The following is a 19,730-nucleotide window of genomic DNA, read 5'->3' as shown; positions in this document are numbered from 1 at the left end:
ATGAGAATAGGACTATTTACGGACACCTATTTTCCTCAAGTTTCTGGGGTAGCAACAAGTATTTGCACCCTTAAGGAAGAATTGGAGAAAGAAGGGCACGAAGTTTATATCTTTACAACCACAGATAAAGCGGTTAAACGCTACGAAGATCCGACCATTATCAGACTTCCAAGCGTTCCTTTTATTTCTTTCACAGATCGCCGTATTGTCTATCGTGGATTGATTTCGTCATATAAAATTGCCAAACAATATAAATTAGATATTATTCATACACAGACAGAGTTTAGCGTTGGTATGCTTGGAAAAATGATTGCTGCTGCGCTCAGAATTCCTGTTGTTCACACTTACCATACACAGTATGAAGACTATGTTGGGTACATTGCTAAGGGAAAAATCATCAAACCTGGGATGGTTAAGTATATTGTCCGTGGTTATTTAAATGATTTGGATGGTGTGATTTGCCCGTCACGTATTGTGCTAAATCTGCTTGATGGCTATGATATCAAGATTCCAAAACGTGTTATTCCAACAGGAATCCGTGTTGAAGAATACGAACGCAAGGACATCACAAAAGAAGATGCTATGGCACTTCGCAAGCAACTTGGAATTGCTGAAGATGAGACAATGCTATTAAGTCTATCTCGTATTTCTCATGAAAAAAATATCCAAGCAATCGTTCAACAATTCCCCAACGTTTTAGAAAAAAATAACCATGTTAAATTAGTTGTTGTTGGCGATGGACCGTATTTGTCAGATTTGAAAAAAATGGTTCAAGAACTTGATATTGAAGATAACGTCATTTTCACAGGAATGGTGCCACATGAAGAGACAGCGATTTATTACAAAGCAGCTGATTTCTTTATCTCAGCTTCAACTAGTGAAACTCAAGGGCTGACATACACAGAGAGTCTTGCCAGCGGAACACCGGTTATCGCGCATGGCAATCCTTACTTGGATGATATTATTGACCAAAAAATGTTCGGAACACTTTTCTATCAAGAAGAGGATTTGGCAAATGCTATTTTAGATGCTATCGAAAATACGCCTAAAATGGATGAAAAAGCCTACCAAGCTAAAATGTATGCCATCTCAGCTGAACATTTTGGAAAATCAGTTTATGCCTTTTATTTGGATGTTTTGATTTCTGCTAAAAGCAAGAAAAAAGAAAAATTCTCATTGACTGTTCGTAGAAAACGCGAAAAAACATCTGTAAAAATTGCTCACTCTGCTATCAAACTTCCAGCAGAAGCGGCAAAAGCAACGGTCAAAACGTCTGCCAAAGTTTTTAAGGCACCAAAACGTTTAATTAATTCAATTCGAGATTTCCTTAACTAAGTTCTTGAAAAATAAAAAATTCGTGTTATAATAGCTATCGAAGACAAGTTGAACAGGGTTTAACCTTTAGAGCGAGTGCCGGTTGGTGAGAAGGGCGCAGGGTTAGCTGATTCAATACTCCTTCCATTGCTTTTATGCAAACATAAAACGGTTGCTACGATATAGCTATTTTGAGGTTTACGACTCTTTTTTGTCGTAGATAAATGAAGGTGGAACCACGTTACGACGTCCTTTTTGGGCGTCGTTTTTCTTTTATCTCGAGAAAAAAGCATTGTGAACTCGTCAAATTCCTTTTGTCCGGTTCCAAAAAAGGAATTCTCAACAATGTCATTATTAAAAAAGGAGAATAGTATGGTTAAAATTACTTTTCCAGATGGCGCTGTGCGCGAATTTGAATCTGGTGTAACAACTTTTGAAATTGCTCAAAGTATCAGTAATTCACTAGCTAAAAAAGCTTTGGCTGGTAAATTTAACGGAGAATTGATTGATACCACACGTGAAATTACAGAAGATGGTAGCATCGAAGTTGTGACACCTGATCACGAAGATGCACTTTCAGTTTTGCGTCACTCTGCAGCTCACCTTTTTGCCCAAGCTGCTAAACGTCTTTTCCCAGACCTTTGCCTTGGTGTAGGTCCTGCAATCGAAAATGGTTTCTACTACGATACTGATAACAAATCTGGTCAAATTACTGACGAAGATCTTCCTCGTATCGAAGAAGAAATGAAAAAAATCGTTAAAGAAAATCTTCCATGCGTTCGAAAAGAAATTTCTAAAGATGAAGCGCGTGAATTGTTCAAAAACGATCCTTACAAACTTGAATTGATCGAAGAACACGGTGACGATGAAGGTGGTCTTACTGTTTATACTCAAGGTGAATTCACAGACCTTTGCCGTGGCCCACACGTTCCTTCAACTGGACGTATCCAAGTCTTCCACCTATTGAACGTTGCTGGTGCTTACTGGCGTGGAAATAGCGACAACGCTATGATGCAACGTGTCTATGGTACTGCTTGGTTTGATAAAAAAGACCTTAAAGCTTACCTTAAACAACGTCAAGAAGCTAAAGAACGTGACCACCGTAAACTTGGTAAAGAACTTGATTTGTTCATGATTTCTCAAGAAGTTGGTCAAGGTCTTCCATTCTGGTTGCCAGATGGTGCTACAATCCGTCGTACTTTGGAACGTTACATCGTTGATAAAGAAGTTGCTTCAGGATACCTTCACGTTTACACTCCACCATTGGCTTCAGTTGATCTTTACAAAACTTCAGGTCACTGGGATCACTACCGTGAAGACATGTTCCCAACAATGGACATGGGTGACGGTGAAGAATTCGTTCTTCGTCCAATGAACTGCCCACACCACATTCAAGTTTACAAACACCACGTACACTCATACCGTGAATTGCCAATCCGTATCGCTGAAATCGGTATGATGCACCGTTACGAAAAATCTGGTGCTTTGTCAGGTCTTCAACGTGTTCGTGAAATGTCTCTTAACGATGGTCACTTGTTCGTAACACCTGAACAAATCCAAGACGAATTCCAAAAAGCTCTTCAATTGATTATCGACGTTTACGAAGACTTTAACTTGACTGACTATCGTTTCCGTCTTTCATTGCGTGACCCTAAAGACACTCATAAATACTATGATGATGACGAAATGTGGGAAAATGCTCAATCAATGTTGAAAGCTGCATTGGATGAAATGGGTGTTGAATACTTTGAAGCTGAAGGTGAAGCTGCCTTCTACGGTCCAAAACTTGATATCCAAGTTAAAACAGCTCTTGGTAACGAAGAAACATTGTCAACTATCCAACTTGACTTCCTTCTTCCAGAACGCTTCGGTCTTACATATGTAGGTGCTGATGGTGAAGAACACCGTCCAGTTATGATTCACCGTGGTGTTATCTCAACAATGGAACGCTTTACAGCTATCTTGATTGAAAACTATAAAGGTGCATTCCCAACATGGCTTGCTCCTCACCAAGTAACTGTAATCCCAGTTTCTAACGAAGCTCACGTTGACTACGCTTGGGAAGTAGCTAAAGTTCTTCGTGACAAAGGTGTTCGTGTTGACGTTGATGAACGTAACGAAAAAATGCAACTTAAAATCCGTCAAAGCCAAACTAAGAAAATTCCTTACCAATTAATCGTTGGTGATAAAGAAATGGCTGATAAGACAGTTAACGTTCGTCGTTACGGTAGCAAACAAACTCATACAGAATCTATCGATGAATTTGTAGAAAATATCATGGCTGATATTGACCGTAAATCTCGTCCAGACGCTGAATAATTCCTTATATTTGCATAATAAATTCGGTAAAAAAGAAGTCCTGCGGGGCTTCTTTTTATGTTTTCCAGATTTGCAAAAGTAGCTGTTTTCAATTTCTAAGTGTTAAAATAACAGTAAGCGCTCGCAAAAAAGGGGGAGTAAAAAATGCGAAAACTTACAAGACGCTTGTCATCTGTGCTGTCTAGCCTTATTTTGGTGATGGCAGCTCTATTTTCTGGTTTTGGACCAGTAATTGTCAACGCTGATACGACATCGGCATCTTCATGGAATTTTGAAGAGGCAAGTTTTAAGGGTTTGGGAATTATTACCGATGCGGTAACGGTTGATGGTTTAACTCTGTCGGCTACTAAAGAGAAGCCACTAGAAATCAAACCAAAGGTAGTGACAGTCGATGGGAGCGACTACTCATATGCCTTAATCTTACCAGCTCAAGGAAGTGAAGAAAGTCAGTCTGCACAAGTCCCAGTTTCTGGGGATTGTACGATTAAAGTGACTTTGCAAAATGCATCAGATGATGAACAAGCAACTCTTGCTATTGCCGATAGTCAAGGTCAAGAATTGACAAGCTTTGCTGCAAAAAGCACAGCTAGCACAGAGTCTTATGCTTATTCTGGAGGGGGTGATAACCTTTATCTCTATTCAAAAGATAGTGATATTGACGTTTTCAAGATTGAACTTGAGTCCACTGATGAAAGTACGACAGAAAGTATGTCTGAAAGTCAAGAACAAAGTAGCACAAGTGACAGCACAGAAGTTAATCTTTCAGAAGTTGAAACTGCTGATGAAGCTACAATCTCCACTTCATTAGCAGCGACAAACACAACCGCCTCAACTTACAAAGACCTTCTTTCAGCGATTTCTAAAGCTGAAAAAGCTGGTGGTGGTAAAGTTTATGTCAAAGGGCAAAAGATTGCTTGTGATGGACAAATTGCACTTTCAAAAGCAAATGCAAATGTTCAAATTATCGGTGTTCAGAATGCTGACGGCTCTTATCCTGAACTTGATTTCTCAAACTTTATGGCTAAATATGTAGGTAAAGCTTCATCAGATGCGGCTGTTGGTGTGAGAATTTCAGGTTCTAACTACACTGTTCAAAATTTGATTGTCGAACACGCGCCTGACAACGGTATCCAAATCAAAGGAAAAACTGCTGGCAACAACAAAGTTTCAAACTGTATCGTTCGTTATAATAACGACGCTGGTTTGCAAATAACAGCAGGCGCATACAAAAATACAATCGAAGCGATTTACAGCTATCGTAACTGTGATGTCTATACTCGCGGTGGTAATGCTGATGGTTTTGCACCAAAACTTGGTGCTGGAACAGGCAATACCTTTACATACTGTTATGCTTGGGATAATTCTGATGATGGTTGGGATTCATTTGATAAAGCTGGTGATGTGACACCAGATATCACGTACACAAACTGTGCGGTTTGGAATAATGGTAATCCAGATGTCTTTACGGGTAAATATGATTTTGACCACAAAAAAGCTCTAGATGAAAATCTTCATTTGGTACAGTTGATTAAGGCAAAAGATGCTTCATTTACATCAAACTATGCCAAAGGAAAATTCAGCTTGCCTTCAGGTAATTTCATTCAAACAGATGCTGGAACAGTTAGTCTTTCAGCTTGGACTGGTAGTTCTTTTGATGGAAATCCAAATGGTTTCAAACTTGGTTCTGTCAACTCAAAATCAAGTGTGACACGTAGCCTTTCTTACTGTCTTGCTTTTGATGAAGCTAAAAAAGGATTTGATAACAATAATAGCTCAGTTACAGGATATTTTAATCACTGTGTAGCCTTTGATAATGGTTATAATTACTACATTCAACCATTGAGCATTAAAGGTTGGACTTCTGTTCAAGGCTTTAGTGGCAAGAGTGCTGACAAACTACCAAGTGGTCGCTCAGTCGCTACACCAGCTTCTGGTAGCCAATCAAGCATTCGTAAATCAGTTGAAAGTACAAAAAATACAATCATTACAAATTGTCAGGCAAATAAAATTCCTGGTAAAACAGCATTTAATATTTATTAGATAAATAAAAAATAGCCCCTCAATCGAGGGGCTATTTGTATTTGAGTGAGACGTTTATAGTAAATGGTATTCTTTGAGGAGTTCTTCGATATAAGTTCCATGAACTTTTTTAAGAGCCTCTTTTAAAAGAGTTTGCTCTGCCCAAGAAATATCCATTTCCATCAATGATTTTTGGTCATTTAGGTAGTAAAGGGCATTGAGTAACATACGGACATCAAAAGCTGATGCAAAGACTTCAGGAACTCCACGGTCAACATCGAGTAAAGTGTAGACTGCTTCCATGGCAGTTCTGACAGAATATTCGGTTGTAAAGACAGTATCTCTTGGTGTTTCGGCATAGTTACCGATAAAGGCGAGGTTTTTACTATCTTTCGGCACGACTAACGGACGGTCATTTAAGCCACGTGGCATGAAGTATGTCGTGATATAAGGCATGTGGCAAGGAATAGTGGAAGCAGCATCAGCGATTTCTGCAATTTCATTTTCAGGAACGCCCATATGATAGAGCCATTCTTGACAGAGTTCCTTACCAGTACATTCATCAGGTCGTTTGTCGATGTAATTTCCTTTACGGTTTGTGTAAAGAGGGTAAAGCCAAACAACGAGTTCATTGTCTTTTTGAGCTTTGAAATGCGGTTGACGACTGATAGAATAACCTAAAAGCCAGTTAGAATCTTTTATACTAGTTGGACCGCTGGTTACGATTGAACCACTGTAAGGGTCTTTATGGTTAACAGCTTCGATATAAGGAGCAATACGTTTGTCTTTAAAAGTGATGGTAGCAGAAATAGTCCAATTAGCATCGGGGATATTTTGGCAGAAGACTTCTGGGTGACCAAAACTGTCATCTTGTGCAGCTAATTTTTGCCAGAGTTCCCAGCTAGCACCTAGTTCGTGTTCAACAGGAGCAGGGTGGTCATTGTCACCGTATGTTGTACTTTCAGTGATTGAACCGTTTGTTACAAAGACTAAATCATCTGGTGTTAAAAAGATTTCTTCTTGCTTGCCAGCTTTTGTAAATTCAATTTTTGTGGCAACTTTGTCTTGACCTTTGCGATTGACCAAAATATTTGTGACTGTAGTGTCATAACTAAAATTAACACCGTGTTCTGTCAAATAGTGCACAATTGGCAAAATCAATGATTCATACTGATTGTATTTTGTAAAACGAAGAGAAGAAAGATTTTTTAGGCAGCCAACGTGTTGGATAAAGCGCATAAGATAACGGCGCATTTCCATGGCACTTGACCACGGTTCAAAGGCAAACATAGTACACCAATAAAGCCAAAAATTAGATTTGAAAAATTCATCATCAAAAACTTGGTCAATTTGAACATTTTCAAGTTTGCTTTCTGGCGTCAAAATTAGTGAGATGATTTCTTTGATAGCTTTTTCTGATAATGTTAGCTTGCCATCATCTGGAATAGCTTTGCCACGGTCATGAATGACACGTGTTTTAGCATAACAAGGGTCTTCTTTGTTGAGCCAGTAGAATTCATCCAAGATTGAGTGGTCTGGATTTTCAAGTGAAGGAATCGAACGGAATAAATCCCAAAGTACTTCAAAATGAGGTTCCATTTCACGTCCACCACGAATAATATAGCCTAGACGGTCGTTTTTAATCCCATCCATACTGCCACCAGGAAGTTTTAGTTCTTCTAGGATATGGATATGATTACCTAGCATTTGCCCATCGCGAACAAGAAAAACAGCTGTCGAAAGAGCTGCTAATCCACTACCGACAATATAAGCTGATTTTTGGTCAACATTTTCAGGCTTTTTAGGTCGAGCAAAAGCTTCATAATTACCATTAGAATAATACATACGTGTCAACTCCTTTTCTGTGATTATCTTCATTAAAGCGCTTTTTTGCGAAAAACAAAATAGACAAGGTAAACACCTTGTCTAAAATTTTGACATATTTGAGTGATTGTTTAGCTACAGTTTTTCAAGTAGCTGGTAAATACGGTGTGCCAAGTCTTGAGGATTTTCTTGTAAGCCTGAATCAATCCAGTCTAAAATAAAACCAACCAGACCATATTTATAGAAATGCACACGAAATTCGATTTCTTCTTCTGTCAAATCAAGCCCTTTTTCTTCTAGAACAGGTTTAATTAAGTCGTAAGCACGGTCGTACAGAAAATGTTCTAAATAATTGCGGTTAACGGAGTAGTAAGTGTTGCAGACGAAAGCTTTGTTATCTTGAATATAGTGAAAAATGGCTAGCATTCCTTTTTCCCATGAATCATTGGTTCGATTATCGCCAATCATTCGTTCACCGTCAGAAATATAGATTTGTTCCAGAAGGTCATACAAATCGTTAAAATGATAATAAAAAGTTTGACGATTAACCTTTAAGTGTTTGACGAGTTCAGTGACAGTGATTTTGTCAAAAGATTTTTTTGCCATAATCTCTTTTAAAGCTTGAGCAAAAGCTTGTTCCGTTAAAGTCTTCATAAATTCCCCTCTATCTATAGTTATTTTATCACAAGCCCCTTTAAAAAAGGTGTTAGCGCTGCAATGTGCTATAATTGACCTATGAAAATCGGAGATAAAGAATTTTTCCTTTTTTGGGAAAATAGCAGAGCTATAAGGACACAAACCAAAGCAAGACAAAAGCTTACTCAGCTCATGAAAATCGCACAAATGCCCTTAGAATTAACAGGAGAAGTTGCACAGACAAGAAAATTGGTAAATCAATTTTCAGATGATTTAGTCCCAGATGATCCTTTTTGGAGTGAATTAGCAAGACTTGTTCAGCTAGCTTTTCCAGGTGAGAGTATGGCAGAGGACACGCTTTTAGCCCATCAAGTCCATCAATTTCGTTATGTCATTTCAGCCTATCAGGCTCAGTGGGTGAGAGAATATTATCCGGCAAAAAATGATTGGACATCGCTTTTAGCCTATCTCAAAGGCAAGAAGGAACGCCGTTTTTGGCGAAGAAGTTTTGATTTTGATGTGACAGAGTCAGCTAGACTTCACAATAAGGCACCGAGACGTCCTATTTTAGGATTTGAATTACCTATTAATTTTAAAATCCTCATGGTATTTCACACCGAATTTATCCTTGATAGCAATGGTCGTTTTGCAAATGAAATTGATCCGCACGGACAAACGCATAATGGCGTCATCAATGGCGCCAGTTTTAACTACGCCAATCAGAATGATCAAAGGCATTATGAACTTGATGTAGCAGCAATTAAGCAACATGATCCGCTTTTTCGAAAGCATATCTTAGCTAATCGAGGAAATGCTTTTGTGGCACCACTTTGGGTGAGAAGACCTTGGCATGACGATTGGCAGCGCAGCTATTTTAATAAAAAAGGTGCTTTTTCTAAAAATGGAAAATCGTCATATCGCAGGAGCCTAGCGCTTCGTCGCGTATTTTTGAAAGAATTAAAATCCTTGAATAAATTGTAAGTTTTTTGTGGCAAGTCCGGTTGGGCTTGCTTGTTTTCGTTAAAATTATGGTATGATGAAGGTAAGAAATTAGCTTGAGAGGTGTCAAATGGCAAAGGTATATGTGGCTGATGATGAGAAAAATATCCGCGACTTAATTGCCTCATTTTTACGAAAACAGGACTTAGAAGTTGAAGTATTTGAAACGGGAGATCAGCTTTTGTTACGCTTTATGGAAGAAGCGGCAGATGTTGTGATTCTTGATGTCATGATGCCTGGGACAAATGGCATCGAAATTGCTGGGCTTCTTCGTAAACGTTCAGACGTTCCAATCATTCTTTTGACAGCGCGTGATAGCGATGATGATTTTGTCAAAGGTTTTTCTGCAGGAGCAGATGATTATTTTACAAAACCATTTTCACCCTTAAAACTAAGTCTGCGTGTCAAAGCGATTTTAGCGCGTGCGCCCATGACTCAAGAACATGGTAAAGAGTCTTCTGAGTCATTAAATTATGAGGAGTTAGTTTTGTCTGACAAAGAGCGCTCTGCGACTTATCAAGGTAAAAACATCAAGTTGACCAACACAGAATTCGAGCTTTTGAAAGTGTTGATGGCTCACAGCGAGGAGGCTGTTTCTCGTGATGAACTTTTACGCCAAGTCTGGGGATATGACAGCGAGGTTGAGACACGTGTGACAGATGATACTATTAAGCGCTTGCGTAAAAAATTGAGAGGGGTTGATAGTCATGTCCTTATTGAAACGGTTTGGGGCTACGGATTCAAACTCACGAAAAAAGACTGATAAGACAGGTCATTTTTTCAAGAAAAAAAGACGGCAATCCCGCTTTAGAACGACCTTGTTTTTGCAGCCATTGACAATTTTGGTTGTTGCATTTGCGATAATCATGCTCACCTTTAATGTTTTTTTAAAATTATTTTTGGCAGAAGCAGCTTTTAATGCTGTTCAAAGTCAGTATGATATTTTAGATGCCCGTTATGTGGGAAATGATTCTTCTAAGATACTTGATGGAAATATTTTTGAAACGACTTATGCTATCGTCGATGAAGACTTTAACATCAAATACATCTCAGCATCGACTTATGATTTATCTGAGAAGCAAATCTCAGAAAAAGTCGTTGATTATTTCTCAGATAAAACTGAAACAGATTGGTTTGATGAAGAGTTGGATACTGATTCTCAGCAATTTAAAAAATTAAAAGTTTATGATTCAACTTACATGGTCAAGATGCAAGAGTACTCAGGAACATTTGCGGAAGGCTACGTCAAACAGACTAATAACGAGCAAAACTCACAGAATTATTATGTTTTTGTCTTTGCCAATGTTACTCCGATTGCGAATTTTGAGCGGTACATCAACTACCTATTGCTTTCGCTAATGATGATTGTTGGCTTGGTTGCTATCATAACTATCTTTTTGACATCACGCAAATTGGATAAGCATTTTGGTACTTTAAAATCTTATATCTTACGAGTTGGTAATCGTGAACGTGACTTGCAGCCAGAAAACTTTGCTTACCGAGAGTTTAATGAGGTTGGTCAGACGGTTGACCGTATGAATGATATGATTGATGCCAACCAGCGAAGCCAGCAACTCTTTTTCCAAAATTCATCGCATGAGTTGCGGACGCCTTTGATGTCTATTCAAGGTTATGCGGAAGCTATTCAAGAAGGGGTAGCTGCTGATGACAAAGAAGCGGCAGCAGTCATATTGGATGAAAGTCGTAAAATGGCAGAGCTTGTTGACGATATTTTGACTTTATCAAAAATGGAATCAACGCAGCAGACCTTGAAGTTTGAAAGGTTTAATCTGATTGATTTATTGTATGATGTTAGTTGGCACTTAAAAGCGAAAGTAGATGCGCGTGGAATTAGTTTTAAGCATGATTTTGAAGAGGACTATCTTGATATTGAAGCTGATGAAAAATTAATTGAGCGTGCGATAACGAACATTTTGTCAAATGCTATTCGCTATGCTAAAAAAGAAATTTCGATTTCTAGCAGAAAGCTTACTAATCAGGTTGAAATTCGTCTTTCAAATGATGGTAACCCAATTTCAGCTAAAGACCAAGCACATCTTTTTGAACGTTTTTATAAAGGTGAAGGCGGACATTTTGGTATTGGTCTTGCTATTACTAAAGAAATCATAGACCGCCATCATGGTAAAATTCAAGTTGAATCCACAAAAGATAGAACAACATTTGTGGTTATATTGCCAATAGAGCAAAGCAAAAAAGACTTGTAGAACGAGATTTCTACAAGTCTTTTTTATGTCTTACAATTTTGTAAGAGCGCAAATCCTTAGAATAAGTTACACTAAATTTAGGTAGAAATTGCCACACTTTTGCCACAGGTTTTCGAGACTTTATCCAAGATTTATTACCAAAACTCAGTTATAATATGGATACAATCTTGAAATGGAGAGAAGATGAAAAGTTTTAAGAAATACCTGATCGGGATTGGAGTTCTGATGACGCTTGTTTTTGTCGGCAGTTATGCCTATAATCAAGCTGGTTATAAACTTACAGTAAGCGATGTTGAGAAAGTAGCTTATCAAAATGCAGGTGTTACAAAGTCAAAAGTAGTTTCACAAACCCTTATGAAAAGCCGTGAGGGCATGTTTGCTACTTATAAGATTAGATTTGAAACAGCATCAAAACGATTTGTTTATACCATTAACGCTTCAACAGGCTCAATTATTGACCGACGTTATAAAGTAAAATAAGACCACACTCAAGTATAAATTAGAAAAGAAGGAATTGAAAGAAGTTCAAATTATTGTTGATCTTGTTTAGTTTATTAACATGAAAAAGAAGATTTTATATGCACTACTGATAGTGGCATTGCCGCTAGCTTTGATTAGTTATTCTCTAGAATTATTTGGCTTAAAAATCATCAGCTGGCGACGATAACATAAAAATTTTATTAGGGGAGGGATAGCTATGACTGTAGCAGGAACACAAAGAAAGTACATTCAAATTTTGACTGGTATTGGCTTTGCCATCTCTGTTGGCTTGTTTATTTTCTTTAAACAACATCCAACTTATTTTCAAGTTGGCGGCTTATTTCAAAGTTATCTAGGTAATCTAGGCCTCTTTGCTCCACTAATTTTTATGCTTTTGCAGATGATTCAAGTCATTTATCCGATTGTGCCTGGTGGTATGACTAGTGTTATTGGCTATCTTGCCTTTGGTCCAATTTGGGGCTTTGTCTATAACTTTACAGGAATTTTCTTGGGCTCTCTATTAGCGTTTGGCCTTGCAAGACGCTACGGAGAAAGTTTTGCTAAAGCTTTCGTCTCACAAGAAACTTACGATAAATACGTTGGGTATCTTGATAAGAATGACGGTAAGTTTTTTGCGAAATTACTTGGAGCAGCTTTTGCACTACCAGGATTCCCAGATGACTTCCTATGTATGGTTTCAGGTCTTTCAAAAATGACTTGGAAAAAATTTATTACGATTTTCTTGATTACAAAACCAGTGACATTGTACCTTTATACAGTTATTGGTTATCAAGGACTTAGCTTTTTACTAACATTGTTCAAATAAAAAGATCCAGCTTATTGCTGGACCTTTTTTATTATTCTGCAGCTTTTTCCCACTTCTTAGCAAGACGACGAGAAATCGTTGAAATGGTAAAGTTAATCACGAAGTAAATAGCTGCAATCACTGCGTATAGTGTAAAGACTTGGCTGGCTTCAAAGTAGCGTCCCATCAAAATCTGACTTTTTCCGAATAATTCTTGAATCGCGATAACAGAGTAGAGAAGTGATGTATCTTTTATTACTGTTACGAATTGCGAGATGATAGCAGGTAACATTTTACGAAAGGCTTGAGGAAAGACGATGTAGATAAAGATTTGAAAATGTGTCATCCCTTGTGAGAGCCCTGCTTCTGTCTGACCATGGTCAACACCATTTAAGCCACCACGAATAATTTCGGCAAGAGCAGCAGAAGTAAAAACAGTAAATGCTGTAATTCCGGCTGGTGTTGATTTCATTTGAAAGACAAGAAAGATAATGAAAATCCAAAGCAAATTTGGAACGTTGCGGACAAACTCAATATAAATACTTGAAATCAAACGAAGAACAGGATTTTTTCCGTTTCGCATGACAGCAAGGACTGTTCCGATGATTGTTGATAGTAAAATTGAAATAAATGAAATATAAAGTGTTAGCCACAATCCTTGGAGGATGAAGCTAATGTTTGTAGGTGTTAGTACTGACATTTAATCCTCCTAGAGTGAATATGATTTTTTATTTTCTTCTTCTTTGTGGCGTGCCCATGTTGCAAGAGGGAAGCACATGATGAAGTAAAGAAGTGCTGCACCAGCGAAAGCAGGCACATAGTTTGTTGTTTCATAAGCCCAAGCTTTGGCTGTGAACATGATATCTGCTCCTGAGATGATAGCTACAGTAGATGTATTTTTGATTAAGTTAACCACTTGGTTAGTAAGTGGTGGCAAGATTGTACGCACCGCTTGTGGCAAAATAATCAAACTCATCGTTTGGCTGTAAGTAAATCCTTGTGAAAGAGCGGCTTCTGTTTGTCCTTTTGGCACAGCTTCAATCCCTGAGCGAATAACCTCGGCAATGTAAGCACCGTGATAAATTCCGACACAGAGAACTGCAGTAAAGAATGTTGAAATCATGATTGCGCCGCTTGTCATAATGGCAAGTCCGTAGTAGACGAAGACAAATTGCACCAAAAGTGGTGTGTTTTGGAAAACTTCAACATAGACACGAGCGATAGCTCTTAGAAGTTTATTTTTAGATGATGACATGGCACCGAAAATGACACCAAGGATAAAAGCTAAGATTAGAGCACCAAATGACATTCCCAGTGTATAAAGGAAGCCTTTTGCAAATTCACCAAAGTTAGCAAAGAAATCTGCCCAACGTGAGAGGGCAAATGGACTCGCAGCTGCGGTTAATAAAAACATGTCAATTCTCCTCTCCTATTTATTTTCAGCCTTTGCAGGTTTTAAATTATATTTATCGTATAGTTTTTGCAGACTACCATCAGCTTTCCAATCAGCAAGCAAATCATTTACATAATCAATGACTGCTTGGTTTGATTTTTTAGCTGCAATACCGTATTCTTGGGTATTGAAACCTTCGTCAATGATTGTCGTTTTTTTGCTGACATAACCTGTTAAGATTGATTTATCAACTGAAAATGCACTAATTCGATTGGCGTAAAGTGAAACAGCAAGTTCAGGATAAGAACCTAGTTGAACAAAGTTGAAAGTCAAGTGATGTGCTTTTCCATATTCTTGGATAGCAGTTTTGGTTGTTGATCCTTGTACAACACCGATTGTTTTTCCATCTAAATCAGAAATTTTCTTGAAGCCCTTTGATTTTCTGACCAAAAAACCAACTTCATCATAGTAGTATGGATTTGAGATGGCATAAGATGCTTTTCGTTCGTCTGTGATGGTGTAAGTACCGATGAGGAGGTCGATTTGACCGTTGTCAATCAGCGCTTCGCGGGTTTGAGCAGTTACAGCAGTGTAAGCTACTTTGACACCAAGTTTTTTGGCAATTTTTTTAGCTAAATCGACTTCCATACCTTCGTATTTTCCGCTCTCAGCTGAATAATAACCAAAGTTTGGAACGTCTTGTTTAACACCGACTTTAAGAACACCAGAGTCTTGGATTTTTTTGATTTGCTCTGATACCGTATCAGCTAAAGTTAATTTTGTGCTGATAAATAGAAATGATAAGCAAGCCATAATGGCTAAAAGGATTTTTTTCTTCATGAGCATCTCCTTATTTTTGAGAAACGTTATCGCTAGTATGATTGATAACTTTGCTCAAGAATTGTTTAGCACGAGGCTCTGTCGGATTATCGAAGAAACCTTGAACATCTGTTGTATCCACAAGAACTTGGCCTTCTGCCATAAAGATAATGCGGTCAGCAACCTCACGAGCAAATCCCATTTCGTGTGTAACAACGACCATGTTCATTCCTTCTTGGGCAAGATTTTGCATGACAGCAAGAACATCGCCAATTGTTTCAGGGTCAAGTGCAGAAGTTGGTTCGTCAAATAGGAGAAGTTCTGGTTGCATAGCCAAACCACGGGCGATAGCAACTCGTTGCTTTTGACCACCAGATAGCATTCCTGGGTAAGAGTCTTTGCGGTCCCACATATTAACGTAAGTTAGGTATTTTTCAGCAATTGCTTCGGCTTCTTCTTTAGATTTACCAAGAACTTTAATTGGTGCTAAAGTTACATTTTCTAACACGGTTTTGTGCGGGTAAAGGTTGAAGTGTTGGAAAACCATACCAACTTCTTTACGAAGTTGAACCAACTCTTTGGCAGAAGCGTTAGCGAGTTCGTGTCCGTTGACTTTCAAACTACCTGTATCGATAGATTCAAGAGCATTCATAGTTCGGATAAGTGTTGATTTACCAGAACCTGAAGGACCAAGGAGAACAACTACCTGCCCTTTTTCGATTTCTAAATTAATATTTCTTAGTGCATGGTAGTCGCCGTAGTATTTTTCTACATTTTTAAATTCAATAAGTGCCACAGTTGTCTCCTTTTCAAAGATATATTTTCTATGTTAGGTTTTCTAACATAGAATTTTTCGTGTTTCTTTATGTTACCACATTACATGTTAAGTGTCAAATGTTTCAGAAAATTTAAATAACTACAAGAAAACTAGAAGCTCTTGTTTCATGAAAATATTACTTTATTGTTTCAAAAGTTGCCAATGTTTCCAATTAGTATTGAATTTTGATATAATAGGGGGTAGTGGTCATTTTTGCAATGAAATGACATAGAATTGTTGGTTGAGAATTTTTTATTCTATTGATAAATTGAAGAGGTGACATATGAAAAAAATTCTTATTGTTGATGATGAAAAACCAATTTCAGATATTATTAAATTTAATTTAACTAAAGAAGGTTATGAAACCGTTACGGCTTTTGATGGTCGTGAAGCTATTGAAAAATTTGAAGAAGAAAATCCTGATTTGATTATTTTGGATTTGATGTTGCCGGAATTGGATGGACTTGAAGTTGCAAAGGAAGTTCGTAAAACAAGTCATATTCCTATTATTATGCTATCTGCGAAAGATAGTGAATTTGATAAAGTTATTGGTCTTGAAATCGGTGCTGATGACTATGTCACAAAACCTTTCTCAAATCGCGAATTGTTAGCGCGTGTTAAAGCACATCTTCGACGTACTGAAAATATCGAATCTGCAGTTGCTGAAGAAAATGCGTCTTCTTCAAACTCAGAAATCACAATCGGTGATTTGAAAATCTTGCCTGATGCATTTGTGGCACAAAAACGTGGTGAAGATATTGAATTAACACACCGTGAGTTTGAATTGTTGCACCATTTGGCAACTCACATGGGACAAGTTATGACACGTGAATATCTTCTTGAAACTGTTTGGGGTTACGATTATTTTGGTGATGTCCGTACAGTTGACGTAACTATCCGTCGTTTACGTGAAAAAATCGAAGACACACCAAGTCGCCCAGAATACATTTTGACACGTCGCGGTGTCGGCTATTACATGAAGTCTTATGAATAATATAATGGTACAAAATCAGTATCTTTTTGAACAAGCTATCCTATTCTTGCTAGCTTTTGTAGCTGTTTACTTTATTCACTTGGCGATTCGTGATTATAGAACTTCCGCCAATATTCGTCGCTTGAGTGGTAAGGTTCGTGAGCTGATTACTGGAAAATATACAGAAGATATTATCATCGAGAAAGACAGGGATTTAGCTGAATTAGCTGGGCAATTAAATGATTTGTCAACAGTCTTTCGCTTGGCTCAGGAAAATCTTGCGCAGGAAAAAAATCGTTTGGCTAGTATTTTGTCTTACATGACTGACGGTGTCTTGGCTACTGACCGTTCTGGAAATATCACTATGATTAACCAAACAGCTCAGCAGCAACTTAATCTGGAACGCGAAGAAGCACTTGGAATGAATATCGTTGATATTTTAGGTGATGATAGTGATTATACTTACCATGATTTGGTTTCTAAGACACCAGAAATTGTTTTAAATCGTCGTGATGAGACTGGTGAGTTTATCACTTTGCGTATTCGTTTTGCCCTCAATCGTCGTGATAGTGGTTTTATTTCAGGGTTGATTGCTGTTTTACATGATACAACTGAACAAGAAAAAGAAGACCGTGAACGCCGTTTATTTGTATCGAATGTTAGTCACGAATTGCGTACACCGTTGACATCTGTGAAATCATACTTGGAAGCTTTGGATGAAGGTGCGCTTAAAGAAGATATTGCACCAAGTTTTATTAAAGTTTCTCTTGATGAAACAAACCGTATGATTCGAATGATTTCTGATTTGCTCAATCTGTCTCGAATTGATAATCAGACTGTTCAGCTTGAAGTTGAAATGACTAACTTTACAGCATTTATGACATCAATTTTGAACCGCTTTGACCAAATTAAGAGTCAACACACGGTCGCTGGTAAGCAGTACGAGATTGTCAGAGATTATCCAATCAAGTCTATCTGGTTAGAAATTGACCCAGATAAAATGACGCAAGTTCTGGATAATATCCTTAATAATGCAATTAAGTATTCGCCAGATGGTGGTAAAATCACTGTCAGCATGAAGACAACTGAGACACAGTTGATTATTTCAATTTCTGATGAAGGTCTTGGTATTCCTAAGAAAGATTTGCCGCTAATCTTTGACCGATTCTATCGTGTTGATAAGGCGAGAAGTCGTGCTCAAGGTGGTTCAGGACTTGGTCTTGCGATTGCAAAAGAAATTGTTAAACAGCATAAAGGATTTATTTGGGCTCAAAGTACTTATGGAAAAGGCTCAACTTTTACAATTGTTCTTCCGTATGAGAAGGATTCTGATATTTATGACGAATGGGAGGATGACGAGGACTAGATGTCTGAGAATGCTTTTAAATATAGTGTCTTAGCTTCCGGTTCTACTGGTAACTCATTTTATGTTGAAACACCACAAAAACGTCTTTTGATTGATGCAGGGTTGACTGGTAAGAAAATTACCAGTCTTCTTGCTGATATTGATCGAAAACCAGAAGATTTGGATGCTATTTTAATTACACACGAACATTCTGACCATATTAAAGGTGTTGGAGTGCTTGCTCGCCGTTACAATCTTGATGTTTATGCCAATGAAAAAACTTGGCAAATGATTGATGAGCGCAATATGATTGGAAAACTTGACACTGCTCAGAAACATATTTTTGAGCGTGGCAAAGTATTGACTTTCGGTGATATTGATATTGAAAGTTTCGGAGTTAGCCATGATGCGGTTGATCCACAATTTTACCGTTTGATGAAAGATAACAAATCATTTGTTGTTTTGACTGATACGGGTTATGTTAGTGATAGAATGGCTGGTGTCATTGAAAATGCAGATGGTTATTTGATTGAGTCGAATCACGATGTTGAGATTTTGCGTGCGGGTTCTTATCCATGGAGCTTGAAGCAACGTATCCTATCAGACAGAGGGCATTTGTCAAATGAAGACGGTGCAGATACGATGATTCGCACCATTGGTGATCGTACGAAAAAAATCTACCTTGGTCACTTGAGTAAGGAAAATAATATCAAAGAACTAGCTCACATGACTATGGAAAATAATTTGATGCAAGCTGATTTTGCGGTTGGTCATGATATGACCGTATTTGATACATCACCAGATGAAGCAACGCCATTAACTGAAATCTAAAAAAGACAAGTTTCGATCATTTCGAAGCTTGTTTTTTACGTTAAAAAGTGACCTTTAATAGAAAGAATTCTGGTGATTTTGTGACTGAGTCCCACTTTTAACAGATTTTTTGGTATAATGATATAGTCTATAGTAGAAAATTATCTTGAGTCATCTCAAGAAATACTTTGATGATATAAATTAATAGACCACTTTTTGAAGGGAGATTTATCATGCAAGCTTTAGATACAAAACTTCAGCGAGATTTTGGTATCACATTTACAGACACTACTTTGCTCGAAACTGCTTTTACTCACACATCTTATGCTAATGAACATCGCCTCCTAAACATTTCACACAATGAACGCTTGGAATTTTTAGGAGACGCGGTTCTTCAACTTTTGATTTCACAATACTTGTTTAAAAAGTATCCTAAGAAACCAGAAGGTGACCTTTCTAAGATGCGCTCAGTTATCGTTCGTGAAGAATCACTAGCTGGATTTTCACGTTACTGTGGTTTTGATGAATTCATCAAACTTGGTAATGGTGAAGAAAAATCTGGTGGACGTAACCGTGACACAATTTTAGGAGATTTGTTTGAAGCCTTTCTTGGAGCTCTTTTGATGGACCAAGGTGTTGAGGCTGTCAATAAATTCTTGAATCAAGTTATGATTCCGCAAGTTGAAAAAGGTAACTTCGAACGTGTTAAAGATTATAAAACAACACTTCAAGAGTTACTACAAGGTCATGGAGATGTTACGATTGACTACCGTGTTTCAAATGAATCTGGACCTGCACATGCTAAAGTTTTTGAAGTGACTGTGTATGTCAATGATGAAGCCAAAAGTCAAGGAATCGGAAAATCTAAAAAATTGGCTGAGCAAGATGCTGCTAAAAACGCTTTGGCGTTACTTCAATAAGACGTTTGAAAGGAATTAGTAAGGCAAATGTC

At 37.8% G+C, this 19,730-nt stretch carries 18 protein-coding genes; 12 read left to right on the top strand and 6 right to left on the bottom strand.

The window, feature by feature from the left end:
* The 3 genes from ACNTMY_RS07115 (at position 1) to ACNTMY_RS07105 (ending at position 5,673) form a co-directional block, all read left to right on the top strand.
* On the top strand, positions 1-1,335 hold the full coding sequence (locus ACNTMY_RS07115; RefSeq protein ID WP_423215930.1) for a glycosyltransferase family 4 protein: 1,335 nt from the start codon (positions 1-3) through the stop codon (positions 1,333-1,335).
* 351 nt (positions 1,336-1,686) lie between these two features.
* A complete protein-coding gene (gene thrS, locus ACNTMY_RS07110; protein WP_423215929.1) occupies positions 1,687-3,633 on the top strand; it encodes a threonine--tRNA ligase in 1,947 nt (648 codons plus the stop codon).
* Between the two features lie 144 nt (positions 3,634-3,777).
* Positions 3,778-5,673: a right-handed parallel beta-helix repeat-containing protein gene (locus tag ACNTMY_RS07105; protein WP_423215928.1), complete on the top strand. Its 1,896-nt coding sequence runs from the start codon at positions 3,778-3,780 to the stop codon at positions 5,671-5,673.
* Positions 5,674-5,727: 54 nt separating this feature from the next.
* Here ACNTMY_RS07105 and ACNTMY_RS07100 read toward each other — a convergent pair whose 3' ends face one another.
* Positions 5,728-7,497, bottom strand: coding sequence for an oleate hydratase (locus tag ACNTMY_RS07100; RefSeq protein WP_423215927.1), 1,770 nt, complete (start codon positions 7,495-7,497; stop codon positions 5,728-5,730).
* Between the two features lie 114 nt (positions 7,498-7,611).
* Positions 7,612-8,130 (bottom strand): TetR/AcrR family transcriptional regulator, encoded by a 519-nt coding sequence (locus ACNTMY_RS07095; RefSeq protein ID WP_423215926.1) that lies wholly within the window; start codon positions 8,128-8,130, stop codon positions 7,612-7,614.
* Between the two features lie 81 nt (positions 8,131-8,211).
* Between ACNTMY_RS07095 and ACNTMY_RS07090 the strand changes: the two genes are divergently transcribed.
* The 5 genes from ACNTMY_RS07090 (at position 8,212) to ACNTMY_RS07070 (ending at position 12,642) form a co-directional block, all read left to right on the top strand.
* Positions 8,212-9,093 carry a DUF3114 domain-containing protein gene (locus tag ACNTMY_RS07090; protein WP_423215925.1) on the top strand — a complete coding sequence of 294 codons (882 nt, stop codon included), beginning with the start codon at positions 8,212-8,214 and terminating at the stop codon, positions 9,091-9,093.
* Positions 9,094-9,181: 88 nt separating this feature from the next.
* On the top strand, positions 9,182-9,874 hold the full coding sequence (locus ACNTMY_RS07085) for a response regulator transcription factor (RefSeq protein ID WP_423215924.1): 693 nt from the start codon (positions 9,182-9,184) through the stop codon (positions 9,872-9,874).
* The gene (locus ACNTMY_RS07080) at positions 9,819-11,336 is read left to right on the top strand and encodes a sensor histidine kinase (protein WP_423215923.1); all 1,518 of its coding nucleotides are present in this window, start codon (positions 9,819-9,821) and stop codon (positions 11,334-11,336) included. Before ACNTMY_RS07085 ends, ACNTMY_RS07080 begins: the two co-directional genes overlap by 56 nt.
* Positions 11,337-11,519: 183 nt before the next feature.
* A complete protein-coding gene (locus ACNTMY_RS07075; protein ID WP_423215922.1) occupies positions 11,520-11,816 on the top strand; it encodes a hypothetical protein in 297 nt (98 codons plus the stop codon).
* 217 nt (positions 11,817-12,033) lie between these two features.
* Positions 12,034-12,642: a TVP38/TMEM64 family protein gene (locus ACNTMY_RS07070; protein WP_423215921.1), complete on the top strand. Its 609-nt coding sequence runs from the start codon at positions 12,034-12,036 to the stop codon at positions 12,640-12,642.
* A gap of 31 nt (positions 12,643-12,673) precedes the next feature.
* Here ACNTMY_RS07070 and ACNTMY_RS07065 read toward each other — a convergent pair whose 3' ends face one another.
* The 4 genes from ACNTMY_RS07065 to ACNTMY_RS07050 are packed head-to-tail and all read right to left on the bottom strand — an operon-like array spanning position 12,674 to position 15,629.
* Positions 12,674-13,321: an amino acid ABC transporter permease gene (locus ACNTMY_RS07065; protein ID WP_423215920.1), complete on the bottom strand. Its 648-nt coding sequence runs from the start codon at positions 13,319-13,321 to the stop codon at positions 12,674-12,676.
* Positions 13,322-13,330: 9 nt separating this feature from the next.
* Positions 13,331-14,035: an amino acid ABC transporter permease gene (locus ACNTMY_RS07060; RefSeq protein ID WP_423215919.1), complete on the bottom strand. Its 705-nt coding sequence runs from the start codon at positions 14,033-14,035 to the stop codon at positions 13,331-13,333.
* A gap of 15 nt (positions 14,036-14,050) precedes the next feature.
* Entirely contained in the window at positions 14,051-14,860 is an 810-nt protein-coding gene (locus ACNTMY_RS07055) for a transporter substrate-binding domain-containing protein (protein WP_423215918.1), read from the bottom strand.
* Between the two features lie 4 nt (positions 14,861-14,864).
* On the bottom strand, positions 14,865-15,629 hold the full coding sequence (locus ACNTMY_RS07050; protein WP_423215917.1) for an amino acid ABC transporter ATP-binding protein: 765 nt from the start codon (positions 15,627-15,629) through the stop codon (positions 14,865-14,867).
* Between the two features lie 304 nt (positions 15,630-15,933).
* Here ACNTMY_RS07050 and yycF point away from each other — a divergent pair, with 304 nt between their 5' ends.
* From yycF to rnc, 4 genes are all read left to right on the top strand, one after another.
* The gene (gene yycF / locus ACNTMY_RS07045) at positions 15,934-16,644 is read left to right on the top strand and encodes a response regulator YycF (RefSeq protein WP_021142846.1); all 711 of its coding nucleotides are present in this window, start codon (positions 15,934-15,936) and stop codon (positions 16,642-16,644) included.
* Positions 16,637-17,989: a cell wall metabolism sensor histidine kinase VicK gene (gene vicK / locus ACNTMY_RS07040; protein ID WP_423215916.1), complete on the top strand. Its 1,353-nt coding sequence runs from the start codon at positions 16,637-16,639 to the stop codon at positions 17,987-17,989. Before yycF ends, vicK begins: the two co-directional genes overlap by 8 nt.
* Positions 17,990-18,799, top strand: a complete 810-nt coding sequence (locus ACNTMY_RS07035) for an MBL fold metallo-hydrolase (RefSeq protein WP_423215915.1) — start codon at positions 17,990-17,992, stop codon at positions 18,797-18,799. It begins immediately after the preceding gene.
* A 212-nt stretch (positions 18,800-19,011) separates the two neighbouring features.
* Positions 19,012-19,698, top strand: a complete 687-nt coding sequence (rnc, locus tag ACNTMY_RS07030; protein WP_423215914.1) for a ribonuclease III — start codon at positions 19,012-19,014, stop codon at positions 19,696-19,698.
* The last annotated feature ends 32 nt before the right edge of the window (positions 19,699-19,730 follow it).

The organism is Streptococcus equinus (assembly GCF_049393735.1).
Classification (GTDB): Bacteria; Bacillota; Bacilli; order Lactobacillales; family Streptococcaceae; genus Streptococcus; species Streptococcus equinus_G.
The sequence above is the reverse complement of the archived record's forward strand: the minus strand, read 5'-3'. Positions and strand labels throughout refer to the sequence as shown.

Bases quoted from the DNA above. Each gene is read 5' to 3' on its own strand.
- ACNTMY_RS07115 (WP_423215930.1), top strand. From the start codon at position 1: ATGAGAATAGGACTATTTACGGACACCTATTTTCCTCAAGTTTCTGGG.
- thrS (WP_423215929.1), top strand. From the start codon at position 1,687: ATGGTTAAAATTACTTTTCCAGATGGCGCTGTGCGCGAATTTGAATCT.
- ACNTMY_RS07105 (WP_423215928.1), top strand. From the start codon at position 3,778: ATGCGAAAACTTACAAGACGCTTGTCATCTGTGCTGTCTAGCCTTATT.
- ACNTMY_RS07100 (WP_423215927.1), bottom strand. From the start codon at position 7,497: ATGTATTATTCTAATGGTAATTATGAAGCTTTTGCTCGACCTAAAAAG.
- ACNTMY_RS07095 (WP_423215926.1), bottom strand. From the start codon at position 8,130: ATGAAGACTTTAACGGAACAAGCTTTTGCTCAAGCTTTAAAAGAGATT.
- ACNTMY_RS07090 (WP_423215925.1), top strand. From the start codon at position 8,212: ATGAAAATCGGAGATAAAGAATTTTTCCTTTTTTGGGAAAATAGCAGA.
- ACNTMY_RS07085 (WP_423215924.1), top strand. From the start codon at position 9,182: ATGGCAAAGGTATATGTGGCTGATGATGAGAAAAATATCCGCGACTTA.
- ACNTMY_RS07080 (WP_423215923.1), top strand. From the start codon at position 9,819: ATGTCCTTATTGAAACGGTTTGGGGCTACGGATTCAAACTCACGAAAA.
- ACNTMY_RS07075 (WP_423215922.1), top strand. From the start codon at position 11,520: ATGAAAAGTTTTAAGAAATACCTGATCGGGATTGGAGTTCTGATGACG.
- ACNTMY_RS07070 (WP_423215921.1), top strand. From the start codon at position 12,034: ATGACTGTAGCAGGAACACAAAGAAAGTACATTCAAATTTTGACTGGT.
- ACNTMY_RS07065 (WP_423215920.1), bottom strand. From the start codon at position 13,321: ATGTCAGTACTAACACCTACAAACATTAGCTTCATCCTCCAAGGATTG.
- ACNTMY_RS07060 (WP_423215919.1), bottom strand. From the start codon at position 14,035: ATGTTTTTATTAACCGCAGCTGCGAGTCCATTTGCCCTCTCACGTTGG.
- ACNTMY_RS07055 (WP_423215918.1), bottom strand. From the start codon at position 14,860: ATGCTCATGAAGAAAAAAATCCTTTTAGCCATTATGGCTTGCTTATCA.
- yycF (WP_021142846.1), top strand. From the start codon at position 15,934: ATGAAAAAAATTCTTATTGTTGATGATGAAAAACCAATTTCAGATATT.
- vicK (WP_423215916.1), top strand. From the start codon at position 16,637: ATGAATAATATAATGGTACAAAATCAGTATCTTTTTGAACAAGCTATC.
- ACNTMY_RS07035 (WP_423215915.1), top strand. From the start codon at position 17,990: ATGTCTGAGAATGCTTTTAAATATAGTGTCTTAGCTTCCGGTTCTACT.
- rnc (WP_423215914.1), top strand. From the start codon at position 19,012: ATGCAAGCTTTAGATACAAAACTTCAGCGAGATTTTGGTATCACATTT.